14 protein-coding genes are annotated in these 17,359 nt (G+C 73.8%); 9 read left to right on the plus strand and 5 right to left on the minus strand.

The window, feature by feature from the left end:
- The first annotated feature begins 1 nt into the window (after position 1).
- From ABT300_RS02170 to ABT300_RS02190, 5 genes are all read left to right on the plus strand, one after another.
- The gene (locus tag ABT300_RS02170; protein ID WP_351670806.1) at positions 2–1,849 is read left to right on the plus strand and encodes an acetyl/propionyl/methylcrotonyl-CoA carboxylase subunit alpha; all 1,848 of its coding nucleotides are present in this window, start codon (positions 2–4) and stop codon (positions 1,847–1,849) included.
- 71 nt (positions 1,850–1,920) lie between these two features.
- Entirely contained in the window at positions 1,921–3,051 is a 1,131-nt protein-coding gene (locus ABT300_RS02175; protein WP_351670809.1) for an acyl-CoA dehydrogenase family protein, read from the plus strand.
- A 69-nt stretch (positions 3,052–3,120) separates the two neighbouring features.
- The gene (locus ABT300_RS02180; protein WP_351670812.1) at positions 3,121–4,689 is read left to right on the plus strand and encodes a 4-coumarate--CoA ligase family protein; all 1,569 of its coding nucleotides are present in this window, start codon (positions 3,121–3,123) and stop codon (positions 4,687–4,689) included.
- Positions 4,686–5,435 (plus strand): enoyl-CoA hydratase family protein, encoded by a 750-nt coding sequence (locus ABT300_RS02185; RefSeq protein WP_351670815.1) that lies wholly within the window; start codon positions 4,686–4,688, stop codon positions 5,433–5,435. The genes ABT300_RS02180 and ABT300_RS02185 overlap by 4 nt, the downstream gene beginning before the upstream one ends.
- On the plus strand, positions 5,423–6,031 hold the full coding sequence (locus tag ABT300_RS02190; RefSeq protein ID WP_351670818.1) for a TetR/AcrR family transcriptional regulator: 609 nt from the start codon (positions 5,423–5,425) through the stop codon (positions 6,029–6,031). The genes ABT300_RS02185 and ABT300_RS02190 overlap by 13 nt, the downstream gene beginning before the upstream one ends.
- A gap of 143 nt (positions 6,032–6,174) precedes the next feature.
- Here ABT300_RS02190 and pdxH read toward each other — a convergent pair whose 3' ends face one another.
- A complete protein-coding gene (gene pdxH, locus ABT300_RS02195; RefSeq protein WP_351670821.1) occupies positions 6,175–6,897 on the minus strand; it encodes a pyridoxamine 5'-phosphate oxidase in 723 nt (240 codons plus the stop codon).
- Between the two features lie 245 nt (positions 6,898–7,142).
- Here pdxH and ABT300_RS02200 point away from each other — a divergent pair, with 245 nt between their 5' ends.
- Positions 7,143–8,243 (plus strand): citrate synthase 2, encoded by a 1,101-nt coding sequence (locus ABT300_RS02200; protein ID WP_351670824.1) that lies wholly within the window; start codon positions 7,143–7,145, stop codon positions 8,241–8,243.
- Positions 8,244–8,331: 88 nt separating this feature from the next.
- On the opposite strand, the gene ABT300_RS02205 is transcribed toward ABT300_RS02200, so the two are convergent.
- Positions 8,332–9,369, minus strand: coding sequence for an isopenicillin N synthase family dioxygenase (locus ABT300_RS02205; protein ID WP_351670827.1), 1,038 nt, complete (start codon positions 9,367–9,369; stop codon positions 8,332–8,334).
- A gap of 776 nt (positions 9,370–10,145) precedes the next feature.
- Here ABT300_RS02205 and ABT300_RS02210 point away from each other — a divergent pair.
- A complete protein-coding gene (locus ABT300_RS02210) occupies positions 10,146–11,645 on the plus strand; it encodes a PAS domain-containing protein (RefSeq protein ID WP_351670830.1) in 1,500 nt (499 codons plus the stop codon).
- A 37-nt stretch (positions 11,646–11,682) separates the two neighbouring features.
- Here the strand turns inward: ABT300_RS02210 and ABT300_RS02215 are convergent, their stop codons facing one another.
- Positions 11,683–12,426 carry an SIS domain-containing protein gene (locus ABT300_RS02215; RefSeq protein ID WP_351670833.1) on the minus strand — a complete coding sequence of 248 codons (744 nt, stop codon included), beginning with the start codon at positions 12,424–12,426 and terminating at the stop codon, positions 11,683–11,685.
- 295 nt (positions 12,427–12,721) lie between these two features.
- Between ABT300_RS02215 and ABT300_RS02220 the strand changes: the two genes are divergently transcribed.
- A complete protein-coding gene (locus ABT300_RS02220; RefSeq protein WP_057579021.1) occupies positions 12,722–13,414 on the plus strand; it encodes an iron-dependent transcriptional repressor DtxR in 693 nt (230 codons plus the stop codon).
- A gap of 544 nt (positions 13,415–13,958) precedes the next feature.
- A complete protein-coding gene (locus tag ABT300_RS02225; RefSeq protein WP_351670837.1) occupies positions 13,959–14,861 on the plus strand; it encodes an alpha/beta fold hydrolase in 903 nt (300 codons plus the stop codon).
- A gap of 31 nt (positions 14,862–14,892) precedes the next feature.
- Here ABT300_RS02225 and ABT300_RS02230 read toward each other — a convergent pair whose 3' ends face one another.
- Positions 14,893–16,548 carry a transporter gene (locus tag ABT300_RS02230; protein WP_502977861.1) on the minus strand — a complete coding sequence of 552 codons (1,656 nt, stop codon included), beginning with the start codon at positions 16,546–16,548 and terminating at the stop codon, positions 14,893–14,895.
- On the minus strand, positions 16,545–17,315 hold the full coding sequence (locus ABT300_RS02235; protein ID WP_351670840.1) for an ABC transporter ATP-binding protein: 771 nt from the start codon (positions 17,313–17,315) through the stop codon (positions 16,545–16,547). Before ABT300_RS02235 ends, ABT300_RS02230 begins: the two co-directional genes overlap by 4 nt.
- Between the last annotated feature and the right edge of the window lie 44 nt (positions 17,316–17,359).

A 17,359-nucleotide genomic window follows, 5' to 3' on the forward strand; every position in this document is an offset into this window, starting at 1 on the left:
CATGATTACTTCCGTTCTGGTGGCCAACCGCGGCGAGATCGCCTGCCGCGTCTTCCGCACCTGCCGTGAGGCGGGCGTGCGCACCGTCGCCGTGCACTCGGACGCCGACGCCGGCGCGCTCCACACGCGCGTGGCCGACGCGGCCGTACGGCTGCCCGGCAGCTCGCCCGCGGACACCTATCTGCGCGCCGACCTCGTGGTCAAGGCAGCCGTCGCCGCGGGCGCGGACGCCGTGCACCCCGGCTACGGCTTCCTGTCGGAGAACGCCGACTTCGCGCGCGCGGTCCTGGACGCGGGCCTCGTCTGGATCGGGCCGCCGCCCGAGGCGATCGAGGCCATGGCGTCCAAGACCCGCGCCAAACAGCTGATGGGCCTCACCGCCCTGGCCCCGGAGGAGGTGACGCAGGCCGATCTGCCCGTGCTGGTGAAGGCGGCGGCGGGCGGCGGCGGACGCGGCATGCGCGTGGTGCGCCGCCTGACGGAGCTGGGCCACGCGCTGGAGGCCGCGCGCGCCGAGGCCGCGAGCGCCTTCGGCGACGGCGAGGTGTTCGTCGAGCCGTACGTGGAGAACGGCCGCCACGTGGAGGTGCAGATCCTCGCGGACGCGCACGGCACGGTGTGGGCGCTCGGCACCCGCGACTGCTCGCTGCAGCGACGCCACCAGAAGGTGATCGAGGAGGCGCCGGCGCCCGGCCTGTCCGAGCCGCTGAGGGAGGAACTGCGGGAGCTGGCCGTGCGCGCCGCGCGGGCCGTCTCCTACGTCGGCGCCGGCACCGTCGAGTTCCTGGTCGCGGACGGCCGCCCGCACTTCCTGGAGATGAACACCCGGCTCCAGGTCGAGCACCCGGTCACGGAGGCCGTCTTCGGGCTCGACCTGGTGGCGGAGCAGATCCGCGTCGCGGAGGGCGCCGCCCTCGCCCCCGAGCCGCCGCCCGCGCGCGGTCACGCCGTCGAGGCCCGCCTCTACGCCGAGGACCCGGCGGCCGACTGGACCCCGCAGACCGGCGTCCTGCACCGGCTGTCCGTCCCCGAGGGCGTCCGCCTTGACACCGGCTACGGCGACGGCGACGACATCGGCGTCCACTACGACCCGATGCTCGCCAAGGTGATCGCCCACGCCCCCACGCGCGCGGAGGCGATCCGCAGGCTCGCAGGCGCCCTGGAACGCGCGGTCGTGCACGGGCCGGTCACCAACCGCGACCTGCTGGTCCGCTCCCTGCGGCACCCGGAGTTCACGTCCGCCCGCATGGACACCGGCTTCTACGACCGGCGCCTCGGCGGCCTCACCGCCCCGGCGCGCGACCCGTACGCCCCGCTGGCCGCCGCCCTCGCCGACGCCCGCACCCGCTCGCCGTTCGGCGGCTGGCGCAACCTGCCGTCCCAGCCGCAGACGAAGCGGTACGCGGTGGGCGGCGAGGAGGTCGAGGCGGCGTACACGCACACCCGGGCCGGGCTCACGGCCGAGGGCGTCCAGGTCGTTCACGCGACCGAGTCCCTGGTCGTCCTGGAGTCCGACGGCGTGCGCCGCCGCTACGACGTCGCCCGCTACGGCGACCAGGTCCACGTCAACGGCGAGACCCTCACGGCCCTCCCGCGCTTCCCTGCCCCGCAGGCCCCGCACGCCCCCGGCTCCCTCCTGGCGCCGATGCCGGGCACGGTCGTCAAGCTCGCGCCCGGTCTCATCACCGGATCGAGTGTCGAAGCGGGCGAACCGCTGGTGTGGCTCGAAGCGATGAAGATGCAACACGTCATCTCCGCCCCGGCGACGGGGAAGGTGACGGCGGTCCAGGTGACGGAAGGACAGCAGGTCCAGGTCGGGGCCCTGCTGGCAGTAGTGCAGGACGCCTGAGCCCCGGTCACGGCCAGGGGCGCGGGGAACCGCGCGCCGGCCACGACGAACCCGCAGCCAGAGGAGCCACAGTGACGACCCTGATCGAATCCGACGAGCACAAGGCACTGCGCGCAGCGGTGGCCTCCTTCGCCAAGGCCCACACCGACACCGCCGACCTGTGGCGGGCGGCCGCCGAGCTCGGCTACATCGGCGTCAACCTCCCCGAGGCCTACGGAGGGGGAGGCGGCGGCATCACCGAGCTCTCCCTGGTCCTGGAGGAGATGGGCGCCGCCGGCAACCCGCTCCTGATGATGATCGTCTCCCCGGCGATCTGCGGCACGGTCATCGCCCGCTTCGGCACCGAGGCCCAGAAGCAGGCGTGGCTCCCGGCGCTGGCCGACGGCAGCCGCCTCATGGCGTTCGGCATCACCGAACCCGACGCCGGCTCCAACAGCCACCGCATCTCCACCACCGCCCGCCGCGACACCGCGAGCGGAGACTGGCTGCTGACCGGCCGCAAGGTCTTCGTCTCCGGCGTGGACATCGCCGACGCGACCCTGATCGTCGGCCGCACCGAGGACGCGCGCACGGGCCGCCTCAAGCCCTGCCTGTTCATCGTCCCGCGCGACGCGCCCGGCTTCTCCCGCCGTCGGATCGACATGGAACTGAACAGCGCGGAGAAGCAGTTCGAGCTGGTCCTGGACGATGTGCGGCTCCCGGCCGACGCGCTGGTGGGCGACGAGGACGCCGGGCTGCTGCAGCTCTTCGCCGGTCTCAACCCGGAGCGCGTCATGACGGCCGCCTTCGCGATCGGCATGGGCCGTCACGCCCTGGCCCGCGCCGTCGAGTACGCGCGCGAACGCACCGTCTGGGACACCCCCATCGGCGCCCACCAGGCCGTCGCGCACCCCCTCGCGCAGGCCCACATCGACCTCGAACTGGCCCGCCTGATGATGCAGAAGGCGGCCCGCCTGTACGACGCGGGCGACGACGCGGGCGCGGGCGAGGCCGCCAACATGGCCAAGTACGCGGCGGGGGAGGCCTGTGTGAAGGCGGTCGACCAGGCCGTGCACACCCTCGGCGGCAACGGCCTCACACGGGAGTTCGGCCTCGCCCGGTTGATAACGGCCTCCCGCGTGGCTCGTATCGCCCCGGTGAGCCGGGAGATGATTCTCAACTACGTGTCCCACCAGACCCTGGGCCTGCCCAAGTCGTACTGAACCGTCTCACCGGCCGCACCGGCCCGAAGCGCCGACCGCACACCGCGTGCCCGGCGCCCGAGGAGGACCATGTTCCGCAGCGAGTACGCAGACGTCCCGCCCATAGAACTCCCCATCCACGAGGCCGTGCTGGGCCGCGCCGCCGAGTTCGGCGAGCTGCCCGCCCTCGTCGACGGCACGGACGGCACCACCCTCACGTACGACCAGCTGGACCGGTTCCACCGGCGGGTCGCGGCCGCCCTCGCCGAGGCCGGGGTCGCCAAGGGCGACGTGCTGGCCCTGCACAGCCCCAACACCGTCGCGTTCCCGATCGCGTTCTACGCGGCCACCCGCGCGGGCGCCACCGTCACCACGGTGCATCCGCTCGCCACCGCCGAGGAGTTCGCCAAACAGCTCGGCGACTCGGCCGCCCGCTGGATCGTCACCGTCTCGCCGCTGCTGCAGGCCGCCCGGCGGGCCGCCGAACTCGCGGGCGGCGTCGAGGAGATCTTCGTCTGCGACACCGCCCCCGGACACCGCTCGCTGATCGACATGCTCGGCTCGGCGGCCCCCGAGCCGCAGGTCGTCATCGACCCGGCGGCCGACGTCGCCGCCCTGCCGTACTCCTCCGGCACCACCGGCGTCCCCAAGGGCGTGATGCTCACCCACCGGCAGATCGCCACCAACCTCGCCCAGCTCGAACCGGCGATCTCCGCGGGCCCCGGCGACCGCATCCTCGCCGTGCTGCCCTTCTTCCACATCTACGGACTCACCGCGCTGATGAACGCGCCGCTGCGGCACGGCGCCACGGTCGTCGTCCTGCCCCGCTTCGACCTCGAGACGTTCCTCGCCGCCATCCAGGAGCACCGCATCACCGGCCTGTACGTGGCCCCGCCGATCGTCCTCGCCCTCGCCAAGCACCCGTCCGTCGCCGCCTACGACCTGACGTCGCTGAAGTACGTGATCAGCGCGGCCGCACCGCTGGACGCCGACCTCGCCGCGGCCTGCGCCGAGCGCCTGAACCTCCCGCCCGTGGGCCAGGCCTACGGCATGACGGAGCTGTCGCCGGGCACCCACGTCGTCCCCCTGTCCGCCATGCGCGAGGCCCCCGGCGGCACCGTCGGCCGGCTCATCGCCGGCACCGAGATGCGCATCGTCTCCCTCGACGATCCCGACAAGGACCTCGGCGTCGGCGAGGCCGGCGAGATCCTCATCCGCGGTCCGCAGGTCATGAAGGGCTACCTGGGCCGCCCCGACGCCACCGCCGCCATGATCGACGACGCCGGCTGGCTGCACACCGGCGACGTCGGGCGCATCGACGAGGGCGGCTGGCTGTTCGTCGTCGACCGCGTCAAGGAGCTCATCAAGTACAAGGGCTTCCAGGTGGCCCCCGCCGAACTCGAGGCGCTGCTGCTCACCCACCCGCAGATCGCGGACGCGGCAGTCGTCGGCGTCTACGACGACGACGGCAACGAGGTCCCGCACGCCTTCGTGGTCCGCAGGCCCACGGCCCCCGAGCTCGCCCCGGGGGAGGTCGCCATGTACGTCGCCGAACGGGTCGCCCCCTACAAGCGCGTCCGCCACGTCACCTTCGTCGACGCCGTGCCCAGAGCCGCCTCGGGCAAGATCCTCCGCCGCCTGCTCAGGGAGCACACATGACCACGGCCACGGCGCCCCTGATCGGACGCACTCGCGCGCGGGGCGTCGAGACGCTCAGTCTCGACGCGCCCGCCACCCGCAACGCCCTCTCCTCGGCGCTCGTCGACGCCCTCGCCGACGCCCTCGCGGACTGCGCCGGGGACCCGGGCGTCCGCGCGGTGGTCCTCACCCACACCGGCGGCACGTTCTGCGCCGGCGCCGACCTGCGCGACCCGCCCGGCCCGGACGCGTTCGTGGGTCTGCTGCGCCGGATCGTCGCCCTGCCCAAGCCGGTCGTCGCCCGCGTCACCGGGCACGTGCGCGCGGGCGGGCTCGGGCTGCTCGCCGCCTGCGACGTCACGGCCGCCTCCACGGCGGCGACCTTCGCGTTCACGGAGGTGCGGATCGGGGTGGCGCCGGCGGTGATCTCCCTGCCGCTGCTCCCGCGCACCGACCCGCGGGCCCTCGCCCGCTACTACCTCACCGGCGAGCGCTTCGACGCCGCCGAGGCGGCCCGCATCGGTCTGCTGACCGCGGCCGGCGACGACGTCGACGCCGCCCTCGCCCCCGTCCTCGACGGATTCCGCAGATCCGCGCCGCAGGGCCTGGCCGAGACGAAACGGCTGCTCACGGCTAGGGTGCTGGAGGCATTCGACCGGGATGCCGCCGATCTCACCGCACTCTCGGCCCGGCTGTTCTCCACCGCCGAGGCCCGCGAGGGGATGACGGCCTTCCTCGAACGACGGGATCCCGCATGGGCGCTGTGAGCGCGGTGGACCGCGACCGTGTCCCCAAGCAGGACCGCAGCCGGGCCACCCGGCAGCGGCTTCTGGAGGCCGCCGTCGCCTGCCTCGGCGAGCACGGCTGGGCGGGCTCCACCGTGTCCGTCGTCGCCGAACGCGCAGGCGTCTCCCGCGGCGCCGCCCAGCACCACTTCCCCACCCGCGAGGACCTGTTCACCGCGGCCGTCGAGTACGTCGCCGAGGAACGCTCGACCGCGTTGCGCGCCCTGTTCCCGCAGGGCGCGGCCGGCGACCGGCGCGCGGTCGTCGCCGCCCTCGTCGACCTCTACACGGGCCCCCTCTTCCGGGCCGCCCTGCACCTGTGGGTGGCCGCCTCCAACGAGGAGCAGCTGCGCCCGCGGGTCACCGAGCTGGAGGCGCGGGTGGGCCGCGAGACCCACCGCATAGCCGTGGAGCTCCTCGACGCCGACGAGTCCGTGCCCGGCGTCCGCGAGCGGGTCCAGGGACTCCTCGACATGGCCCGCGGCCTCGGCCTCGCCAACCTCCTCACCGACGACGGACCGCGCCGCGAGCGGGTGGTGACGCAGTGGGCGGCCCTGCTGGACGAAGCGCTCCGCTGAGAGCGGCGCCGTTCTCCTGGACTGACGCCGGGCCCTACGGTGTCGGGCATGGGTGACACGTCTGCGGGTCCGGGCACCGCACCGCGTTCCTCGCGGCAGGATCTGAGCGCGGACCGGGAGGAAGACGGTCGGGTAGCGCCCGCTCAGGGGCTGAGCCGCTCCACGCGCCAGCTGCCGTCCGGTTCCGCCACGTACCGCAGGCGGTCGTGCAGGCGGTTCAGACGGCCCTGCCAGAACTCCACCGACTGCGGCGCGACCCGGAAACCGCCCCAGTGCGGCGGCACCGGCACCTGCTCGCCCTCCGGGTAGCGGGCCGCCAGCTCGGCGTAGGCGGCGTCGAGACCGTCGCGCGAGGCGATCACCGAGGACTGGGCGCTGGCCCACGCGCCGAGCTGGGAGCCGTGCGGCCGGGTGCGGAAGTACGCCGCCGTCTCGTCGCGCCCGGTGCGCCGCGCCACGCCCCGCACGATGACCTGCCGGGCCATCGGATGCCACGGGAAGAGCAGCGAGACGTGCGGGTTCCCGGCGAGGTCGCGAGCCTTGCGGGAGTCGTAGTTGGTGTAGAAGACGAAGCCGGCCTCGTCGAACTGCTTCAGCAGCACCGTGCGGGAGCTGGGCCGGCCCTCGGCGTCCGCGGTGGAGACGACCATGGCGTTCGGCTCGAACAGGTGGGCCTCCACGGCCGCGTCCTTGAACCAGCGGGCGAACTGCTCCACGGGCGTCGCGGCCAGCTCGGCCTCGGCGAGCCCCTCGACCCGGTACTGCTTGCGCATGGCGGCGGGGTCGAGCGCGGGACCGGGACCGGCACTGAGGCCCGGTCCGGGGGAGGCGGCGTCTGCGTCGGTCACACCGCCATCCTGCCGCATGGCCCGCCGCCGCGGACGACCCGCCCGGGCCCGCATCGAATGGCACTCAGTGCCGCTGGCCCTCCCCAAAGGTGGCACTCGCGGATAGGGTGAGATGCCACCCCGGTCGGGTGACCGTCGGCCCTACGGGGCATCACTGGGGAGAGCGCCAGGACCGTGAGTCCCCGCGTGTCGACCCGGCTCGACGCGCACCGGACCGCGCAGCCGCCGGCGTCATCCGTCGCACACTCACGAGGAGCCGCCTGATGTCCGACTTCGTACCCGGACTCGAAGGAGTCGTCGCGTTCGAGACGGAGATCGCCGAACCCGACAAGGAGGGCGGCGCCCTGCGGTACCGGGGCGTCGACATCGAGGACCTGGTCGGCCACGTCTCCTTCGGCAACGTCTGGGGCCTGCTCGTGGACGGCGCCTTCAACCCCGGCCTGCCGCCCGCCGAGCCGTTCCCGATCCCCGTCCACTCCGGTGACATCCGCGTCGACGTCCAGTCCGCGCTGGCCATGCTCGCACCCGTCTGGGGCCTCAAACCCCTCCTCGACATCGACGCCGAGCAGGCCCGCGAGGACCTCGCCCGCGCCGCCGTCATGGCCCTCTCGTACGTCGCCCAGTCGGCGCGCGGCCAGGGCACGCCCATGGTCCCCCAGCGGGAGATCGACAAGGCCCGCTCCGTCGTCGAACGCTTCATGATCCGCTGGCGGGGCGAGCCCGACCCCAAGCACGTGAAGGCGGTCGACGCGTACTGGACGTCCGCGGCCGAGCACGGCATGAACGCGTCCACCTTCACCGCCCGGGTGATCGCCTCGACCGGCGCCGACGTCGCCGCCGCGCTGTCCGGCGCCGTGGGCGCCATGTCCGGCCCGCTGCACGGCGGCGCCCCCTCCCGCGTCCTCGGCATGATCGAGGAGATCGAACGGACCGGGGACGCCGACGCCTACGTCAAGCAGGCCCTCGACCGGGGCGAGCGCCTGATGGGCTTCGGCCACCGCGTCTACCGCGCCGAGGACCCCCGCGCGCGCGTGCTGCGCCGCACCGCCCGCGAGCTCGGCGCGCCCCGCTTCGAGATCGCCGAAGCCCTGGAGAAGGCGGCGCTCGCCGAGCTGCACGCCCGCCGCCCGGACCGGGTCCTCGCGACGAACGTGGAGTTCTGGGCGGCCATCGTGCTGGACTTCGCCGAAGTCCCGGCGCACATGTTCACGTCGATGTTCACCTGCGCCCGCACGGCCGGCTGGTCGGCGCACATCCTGGAGCAGAAGCGCACCGGCCGGCTGGTCCGTCCGTCGGCCCGCTACGTCGGCCCGGGCTCGCGCAACCCGCGGGAGATCGAGGGCTACGGCGACATCGCGAACTGAGCCGGGCCGCGCTTCGGGCCACACGGTCCGCACGGGCCACACGATCCGGACGGGCAGGACGGGCAGGACGGGCCGCACGGGCAGGTGATCACGCGGGGCTGAGCAGCTCCGCGTGATGCCGCTCGGCCACCAGCGGGTGGGCGCGCAGCTTGCCCTTCAGCTCGTTGAAGCCGTACTCGGCGAACAGCGGGTTGGCGGGGTCGTCGGTCACTCCGGGCGCGGCGGTGGCGTGCGGGAAGGGCAGCGGCTCGACGCGGGCGTCCAGGCGCGGGTTGTAGAAGAACGGCACGGAGTACCGCTCGACCGCGCTCGGCGGCGACACCACCCGGTGGTTGGTGGCCAGGAGGTAGCCGTTCGTCGCGACCTCCAGCAGCTCTCCGAGGTTCACCACGAAGGCCCCGTCCAGCGGCGGGACGTCATGGAAGCGCCCGTCCTCGCGCTGTACCTGGAGCCCGCCCACGCGGTCCTGGAGGAGCAGCGTCAGGAAGCCGTAGTCCTTGTGGGCCCCCACTCCCTGACCGGCCCCGTCCCCCGCGCTCCCGGGGTACCGCACGAGCTTCAGATGCGGATGCGCCCGCTCCCCGAAGACCGGGTCGTAGAAGTCCGCGGGCGCCCCGATGGCGGCGAGCAGCTCGTGCAGCAGCTTCTCGGCGACGGCGCTCAGCCGTTCGATCCAGGCGAGCGCGGCCGTGCGCAGCTCGGGCAGTCCGCCGGGCCACTGGTTGGGTCCCTGGAGCCACCAGTACGCGGGCTCGTCCGGTCCCGGCGTCCGCGCGGGCCGCTCCGCCCCGATGTCGAGCTGGTCCCGCCAGTCCTGTCGGCCGCCGGTCCGCTCGTCGCCGGTGCGGGTGTATCCGCGGAAGTGCGGGGAGTTCACGTTGTCGATCGCGAGCCGCTCGGCCTCGGGCAGTGCGAAGAAGGCCCGCATGGCGGTCAGCAGGTCCTCGGTCTCCCGCCGGCCGACCCCGTGGCCGACCAGCTGGAAGAAGCCCACGTCGTGTGCGGCGCTGTGCAGTTGCGCGTGCAGCAGTCTTTGCGCCTGGGGTCCGCGGTCGGCGGCGGAGAGGTCGATGATCGGCAGTTGCCGGTAGGACGGTTGGGCCGGGAGGTGGGTCACGCTCGTCATGGTGCGTCCGTGGATGTACGGGGCCCGCGGCCGGCGTGGGGTGGGCCGGCCCATGGGTGCCAGGTGGGCAGAGACGGGGAAGCGCGGAATCCGCGCGGAAGGCGGGGGGAGCGCGGGAACGCGGGCGGCGGTGAGAACCGCGAGGGGGCCGGAAGGCTCAGCGGGAGCGTCGACAGCCCATGCTCGTGACGCGGACGTAGTCCACGTGGCGGCGTCGTACGAGCGAAAGCATGCCGCCAGAATACTGCGCGACGGGAAATCCGTGCGTGGCCTGGATCACACGCCGAAGGACTTACGGGAACGGGGGGCGACGACGTCTGCCCGCTCCGGACGAGGGCGTGAACGCAGGCGACCCGCGAGTCTGGTCCTCTCCGAGGAGGGGCCGGCCGGACGTACCGGCGACTCGCGGGTCGGGTGACTGCGTTGGTCTGGCCGGCTGCGTGCATCGCGCACACGCGGGTCCGGCGCCGAACCGAGTACGACGACGGGCTGCTAGCCCGCAGTCACCTCTTCCGTCCGGTATCCATACATCTGCCGAACCACCTCCTTTCCGAAGTGCCGCCACTCTAAGAAGCCCGCCCGCCCGGCTCAAGTGTTTTTCGCTGCGGCGCCGGCGCGGCCGCTCCCGCGGGCGGAATGGGCGGACCTGCGGCTCCTGCCCCGACGTGACCGGGCGGCGGTGCGACGATTCCCCGGCAATCTTGCGGGAATCATATGTGGGCTGCGTCACGTTCCAGTTGAATGAGGGCAAGTGAGCGAACCTGCAGGGGGTCCAGGTGAGTGCTTCCCGGCGTAGTGGGACCACCGACGAGCTGGGGCCGGACGAGCCCGAGCGGCCCGGGCGGTCGGGCGAGGACGGCCCGAGGACCCCCGACGGCACGCCGGCGGTCGAGGCCGCCCCGGTCGGCCCGGACGGCGCCGATCTGCTCGCCGCGCTGCTGGACGGCATGGACGCGGCGCTCTGCGCCTTCGACGGCGACGGGATCGTCACCCACTGGAACCGCGAGGCGGAGCGCATCCTCGGCTGGAGCGCCGCCGAGGCCGTCGGCCGGCACGGCTTCGCCGGCTGGGCGGTGCGCGAGGCCGACGCCGCCGACATCGAGGGCCGGCTGATGTCGGCCATGCACGCGCCGGGGCGCCAGGTCCACGAGTTCGCGCTGGTGACGAAGGACGGCGGCCGGGTCCTCGTGCGCACCCAGTCCGCCGCCGTGCCCGGCCCCGACGGCAAGGCCGCCGGGCTGTACTGCGCGTTCAGCGAGGTGCACGCCCAGATCGACCTGGAACGCTCCATCGCGCTCAGCGAGGCCCTCTTCGACGACGCCTCCTGGGGCGTCGTCCTGGTCGACGCCGACCTGCGCCCCGCCGTCGTCAACGCGCACGCCGCCCACGCCCTCGGCGCGGGCCGCACGGCGGTCCTGGGCCGCCCGCTGGGCGAACTCCTCACCCGGGGCGTGGAGGAGCTGGAGAACGCGCTGACGCACGTCCTCGCCGAGGGCGCCCCGCCCGCTCCCGCGGAGCTGTGGGTGGGGGTGCGCACCGCGGACGGCGAGCGGCGGCGCTGCTGGCGCAGCGGCTTCCTCAGGCTGGCCTCGCCGCTCGCCGAGGAGCCGGTGCCGCTCGGGGTGGGCTGGATCTTCCAGGACGTCACGGAGGCCAAGCAGGGCGAGCAGGAGGCCTCGCAGCTGCGCTTCCGCTCCAACCAGCTGCACCGGGCGGCCCGCGCGGCCGCCGAGTGCGAGGACCCGTCCGAGGCGGCGACCGTCCATCTCGACTTCGCGCTGGCCGGGTTCGCCGACCATGCGCTGGTGGACCGGCTGATGGGCGGCGCGTCCGCCGATCCGGCGGCCGCCGGGCGGCTGCGGCTGATGCGGGTCGCGGCCACGCCGACGGGCGGTCCCGGCCCCAGCGTCCTCACCGGGCACGCGGGCCTGCCGCTGCGCTACGCCGAGGGCCACCCCGCGCTGCAGTGCGCCGCCCGGGGCGGTTCCGTGCGGGCGGGCGCGGGTTCGGCGCCTGCCGACGAGGCGCGGGAGTGGGCGCGGGCCCGCCTGTGGCCTGAGGGCACGGTGCACGCCCTGTGCGCGGTGCTGCGCAGCCGCGGCCGCACCCTGGGCGTCGTGACGTTCCTGCGCGGCTCGGGCCGCTCCGCGTTCGAGCGCATCGACGCGACGTACGCCGAGGACGTCGCCGGCCGGATGGCGGCGGCCCTGGACCTGGCGGACCTGGCCGCCGGCGAGGCGGGGCGGGAGGCCCGGGGGGACACGGCAGGCGGCTGACGCCCGCGCGCTCGGCCTCGCGCCGCCCGGTGCGGAGTCAGCCGTAGAAGATCCGGTCCCGGTACTTCTCCATGATCTGTGCGTTCCAGTCGAGGCCGCCGTCGACGTTGCCGGAACGCAGCAGCGGCGGCTCGACGCCGCGCTCGGCGAGGGCGCCGGCCGCGGTGGCCATGACGGCCTGCAGGAGCGCCGAGGTGACGACGGTCGAGGCGGGGGCGAAGGGCACGGGCACGGCGTCCAGGGTGAGCTCGGCGTCGCCGACCGCGATCTTCGAGTCCAGGACGACGTCGCAGTGGTCCTTCAGGAAGGTCCCGGAGGCGTTGCGGGACCCCGTCCGTGAGGCGTAGGCGACCGACGTCACGCCGATGACCCGCACGCCCCGCGCGCGGGCCTCCCGGGCCATCTCCACCGGCAGCGCGTTGCGGCCGGACAGCGAGACGACGACGAGGGCGTCGCCCGCGCGCAGGGGCGAGGTGTCCAGGACGGCGCTCGCGAGGCCGTCGACGCGTTCCAGGGTGGATCCGAGCGGGCCGGACGCGACCTCGACGCCGGGCACCTGGAGGAGGTTCATCAGGGCGAGGCCGCCCGCGCGGTAGACGACGTCCTGTGCGGCCAGCGAGGAGTGGCCGGCGCCGTAGGCGAAGAGCCGACCGCCGGCGGCCACGGTGTCGGCGAGCAGCGCGCCGGCTGCCTCGACGGCGTCGGCCTCCTCGTCGCGGGCCCGCTGCAGCAGCGTGATCGCGGCGTCGAAGAACTGGGCGGCGAGCTTGCGGTCGCTCATCCGAGGGGCCCCTTTGCCGTGTCGGCGCCCGGGTGGATGTCCGGGTCGCTGTCCAGGTGGATGTCCGTGCCGCGGATCACGGTGCGGTCTGGACCAGTGCGGTGTCAATACGGCGGGTGACGGCGTCCGGCGGGGCCCGGGAGCCGGCTCCGCGCGGCGTCGCGCGTCCGGAGGCGACCGTCCGGTTTCGACGCCGCGGCACGCTTGTCAGTGGTATCCGGCAGAATTGGGTTCAGGGCCAGCGCACGCGCCGATGTGCCGTGGAGCCTTCGGCAGAGCTAATCGAGGGGCATCGATGTCCGGACTGATCGACACCACGGAGATGTATCTCCGCACCATCCTCGAGCTGGAAGAGGAAGGTGTGGTCCCCATGCGTGCCCGGATCGCCGAGCGCCTCGACCAGAGCGGGCCGACGGTCAGCCAGACGGTGGCGCGCATGGAGCGCGACGGCCTGGTCTCGGTCGCCAGCGACCGGCACCTGGAGCTCACGGACGAGGGCCGGCGGCTCGCCACGCGCGTCATGCGCAAGCACCGCCTCGCCGAGTGCCTGCTGGTCGACGTGATCGGCCTGGAGTGGGAGCAGGTGCACGCGGAGGCCTGTCGCTGGGAGCACGTGATGAGCGAGGCCGTCGAGCGGCGCGTGCTGGAGCTCCTGCGGCACCCCACGGAGTCGCCGTACGGCAACCCGATCCCGGGTCTGGAGGAGCTGGGCGAGAAGGACGGCGCCGACCCGTTCCTGGACGCGGGCATGGTCTCGCTGGCCGACCTCGACCCCGGCGCGGAGGGCAAGACGGTCGTCGTGCGCCGTATCGGCGAGCCGATCCAGACGGACGCGCAGCTGATGTACACGCTGCGCCGCGCGGGCGTCCAGCCCGGCTCGGTGGTGAGCGTGACGGAGTCGGCGGGCGGGGTGCTGGTCGGCAGCGGCGGCGAGGCGGCCGAGCTGCAGGCGGAGGTCGCGTCCCACGTGTTCGTCGCCAAGCGCTGAAGCCCTGAGGCGCTGAGCTGAGCGTCGCAGTCGCAGTCGCAGCCGCCGTCGCGGCCGGGTGCTGCCGGTGCTGGTCGCGCAAACGGTGACCTTTGGCCAACTCCCGAGACGTGTGGGGCAGTTGCGGCCCGGCGGCGATCTCGCCGAATCGGATATCGCCTGTGTCGAATCGCAGCGCTCCGACGCATCCCGTGCCAGGCTGTCGCGTGAGGCATATGACCTGAGGGGGCGGGATGGTGTGCCGCGAAGCAGCGGAGGGCCCCGGCGCCGTGCGGCGCCGGGGCCTGTCCTCCCCTGTGCTGACCCGGAGCCCCGAGCTCCCAGGGTCATTCCCCTCGGACCGTTTTCCCCGAGCGGTCCGCCTCCCGGTGAGAATCTCCCCTCGGCGGCGGGGATCATTCCCTGAGGATGGTCACTCGAACGAGCGGTGTTGTGTGCGGAGAGTGCAATTCTCGAAAGGGCATTCGATAGCCTGAGGTGATTGAAGGCAGTACGAAGGCATCGGCAGCGCAGCGGTACGACGGCTAGGGGGGTGCCAGGACCTATGGCGCGACGCATCGACGTGACCGGGGCGGGCGGCGTCCGTCTGGCGGCTTGGGAGTTCGGCGACCCGCCCAAGGGGATCCCGACGCAGTCCACCGGCGGGCGGGAGGAGCGGACCGAGTCCGAGCAGCCCTCAGGCGTGCTGTTACTGCACGGTCTGATGGGCCGGGCCTCGCACTGGGCGTCCACCGCCCGCTGGCTCTCCGAACGGCGCCGTGCGGTCGCCCTGGACCAGCGGGGCCACGGGCAGAGCGAGAAGCCGCCGCAGGCCGCCTTCACCCGCGAGGCCTACGTCGAGGACGCGGAGGCGGCCCTCGAGCAGCTCGGACTCGCCCCGGCCGTCCTCGTCGGGCACGCCATGGGAGCGCTCACCGGATGGCAGCTCGCCGCCAAGCGTCCCGACCTGGTGCGCGGCCTGGTCGTCTGCGACATGCGGGCCTCCGCGCTCGGCGCGGCCTCGCAGCGCGAGTGGGGCGACTGGTTCGCCTCCTGGCCCGTCCCCTTCGCCACGCTCGCCGACGTCCGCAAGTGGTTCGGCGAGGACGACCCCTGGGTGGAGCGCCCCAACCCCTCCCGGGGCGAGTTCTACGCCGAGGTGATGCAGGAGTCGTCCGACGGCTGGCGTCCCGTCTTCGAGCCCGAGCAGATGCTCAAGTCCCGCGAGACCTGGGTCTACGACGCGCACTGGGAGGAGCTGACGCAGGTCCGCTGCCCGGTCCTCGTCGTCCGCGGCCTCGACGGCGAGCTCGGCCGGGCCGAGGCCCAGGAGATGGTCCGGGTACTGCCCCGCGGCGAGTACGCCGAGGTCCCCGACGCGGGGCACCTGGTCCACTACGACCAGCCCGAGGGGTGGCGCGCGGCCATCGAGCCGTTCCTCGACGCCGTGCTCGCCGAGTCGGGCTGACCGCGCCGCCGCCCCACGCGCACCCGGGTCGTCAGCCCTTGCTCACGGCCGTCAGGATCTCCGGCAGACGGGACGCGGTGCGCGGCGCCGCCAGCCGCAGGCCCAGCTCGGTGACGGCCGCGCCGTAGGCCGCACCGCCCGGCAGCAGCAGCCAGGTCCACGCGTCGCCGCCCTCGGTGACGTGCAGCCAGATCGTCACCGCGAGGACGGGCGCGCACAGCAGCGCGGCCGAGACCATCCCGCCGAAGATCGCGATCCAGGCGAGACCGGCCTGACCGGGGGCGACGTTCTTGTAACCCTCCTGAGGGATCGAGTAGGGGAAGCGCGCCGAGGTCCAGGCGCCCGTCGCCAGCATCGCGCCGAGCAGCGCGAAGGACAGGCCGAGCACCTCGGGGAGCATCGGCCAGTCGCCGAGCATGGCCGTGGTCAGCACGGTCACCAGCGTCGCGTAGGGCAGGGTGATCGCCAGCAGGGCCAGCGCCCGCGCGCGCAGCTCCTCGTAGGCGTCCCGGCGTGAGGAGACGGTCATCGCCACCATCCAGAACGCCGAGGTGTCCTGCCCGAACTGGTTGTACATCTGGATGCCGAGCATCCCCGCGGCGAAGCAGGCGAAGTAGATCGAGCCGGTGCCCTGCAGCGCGTTGAAGACGGGCACGATCAGCCCGATGGCCAGCGAGGTCACCCACGCGGCCTTCGTCTTCGGGTCGCGCCAGACATAGCGCAGGGTGCGTTCCATCACCGTGCCGGTGCGCCCTCCGGGCAGCAGCCGCACCAGCCCCGCCGAACTGCGCCGCTCGCGTGCGGCCGGCTCGGCGGCCTGCAGGGTGGAGCCGTCGGGGGCGGTCATCAGCCGCGTCAGAGTGCGCGACCACGCCGCCACCAGCAGCACCAGCGCCACGCCGCTGACGGCGAGCTGCGCGACGGCGACCCCGTAGGCGCCCTCGCTCACCGAGTCGACCGCGCCGAGCGCCGAAGCGGGCGGCAGCCACCGCAGCACGTCCCCTACCGGTTCGAGCTGCCCCAGCCCGGACGTGCCGAGCCGTTGCGCCCCGAAGTTCACCGCCTGCGCGCCGATCGCGATCACCAGACCGCTCAGCACCGCCAGATCGCGCCCCTTGCGGCTGCTCAGCAGCCGGATGTTGGCGGCGGCCACCGCCCGCGCGAACGCCACGCACACCAGCAGCGCCAGCGCGACCGCGACCACCCCGACCGCCCAGGCGGCCGCCCCGTGCGCCACGGAGATCGCCGACCCCGCCAGCAGCAGCAGCGTGAACAGCGGTCCGATGCCCACCAGTGAGGCCGCCAGCAGCGCCCGCACCAGCGGCCGGGGGCGCAGCGGCAGCATCACCAGCCGGGTCGGGTCCAGGGTCTCGTCGCCGCCGGGGAAGAACAGCGGCATCACCGCCCACCCGAGCCCCAGCACCGCCACCAGCACCACGACCAGGGAGACGGCGTGGTCGTGCCCCCGCAACGCGATCAGCCCGAGCAGCTGCAACGCGGCGAACAGCAGGGTGACGACGGCGGAGGCGACATACGCGGCCCGCCGCCCGCCCGACTGCCGCAGCCCGTTGCGCAGCAGCGACAGCTTCAGCCGTACGACGATGGCGACGAGGTCCGCGGCGGAGGCGCCCGGGGCGGGGGCCGGGGCGGTCGCGGCCGGAGCCGGCACGGGGGTCGGCTCGCTCACCGGGCCGCCCCGCCGCCGAGCCAGTCGAGGTCGGAGCCGGTGTCCCGGCCCTGCGCCCCGACGAGTTCGAGGAACGCCTGCTGCAGCGAGGGCGCCGAGCCGCGCACCTCCTCCAGCGTGCCGTGCGCCCGGATCCGCCCCGCCGCCATCACCGCCACCCAGTCGCACAGCGACTCCACGAGCTCCATGACGTGCGAGGAGAAGACGACCGTCGCGCCGGACGCCGTGTACCGCTCCAGCACACCCCGGATGATCTGCGCGGAGACCGGGTCGACGCCCTCGAACGGCTCGTCGAGGAAGAGCACTTCGGGGTTGTGGAGCAGAGCGGCGGCGAGGCCGATCTTCTTGCGCATGCCGGTCGAGTAGTCGACCACCAGCTTGTGCTGGGCGCCGGCCAGATCGAGGACGTCGAGCAGCTGCGTGGCCCGCTTGTCGACCTCGGCGCCCGGCAGTCCCCGCAACCGCCCGCTGTAGCCGAGCAGTTCACGCCCTGAGAGTCGCTCGAACAGCCGCAGCCCCTCGGGCAGCACCCCGATCCGGGCCTTCACCTCGACCGGGTCCCGCCACACGTCGCGCCCGACGATCTCGACCGAACCCTCGTCGGGCCGCAGCAGCCCGGTCACCATGGACAACGTCGTCGTCTTCCCCGCCCCGTTGGGGCCGACGAGGCCGATGAACTTCCCCGAAGGCAGGTCGAGATCGATCCCGGCGACGGCGACTTGCTGGCCGAACCGCTTCCAGAGGTTGCGCACGCGTACGGACGTCATGCCCGAACCCTACGGTGGGCGGGGGCGGCCGAGCAGGGGCGGGA

Origin of the sequence: Streptomyces sp. NPDC001027, assembly GCF_040299045.1 — a bacterium.
GTDB lineage: Bacteria > Actinomycetota > Actinomycetes > Streptomycetales > Streptomycetaceae > Streptomyces.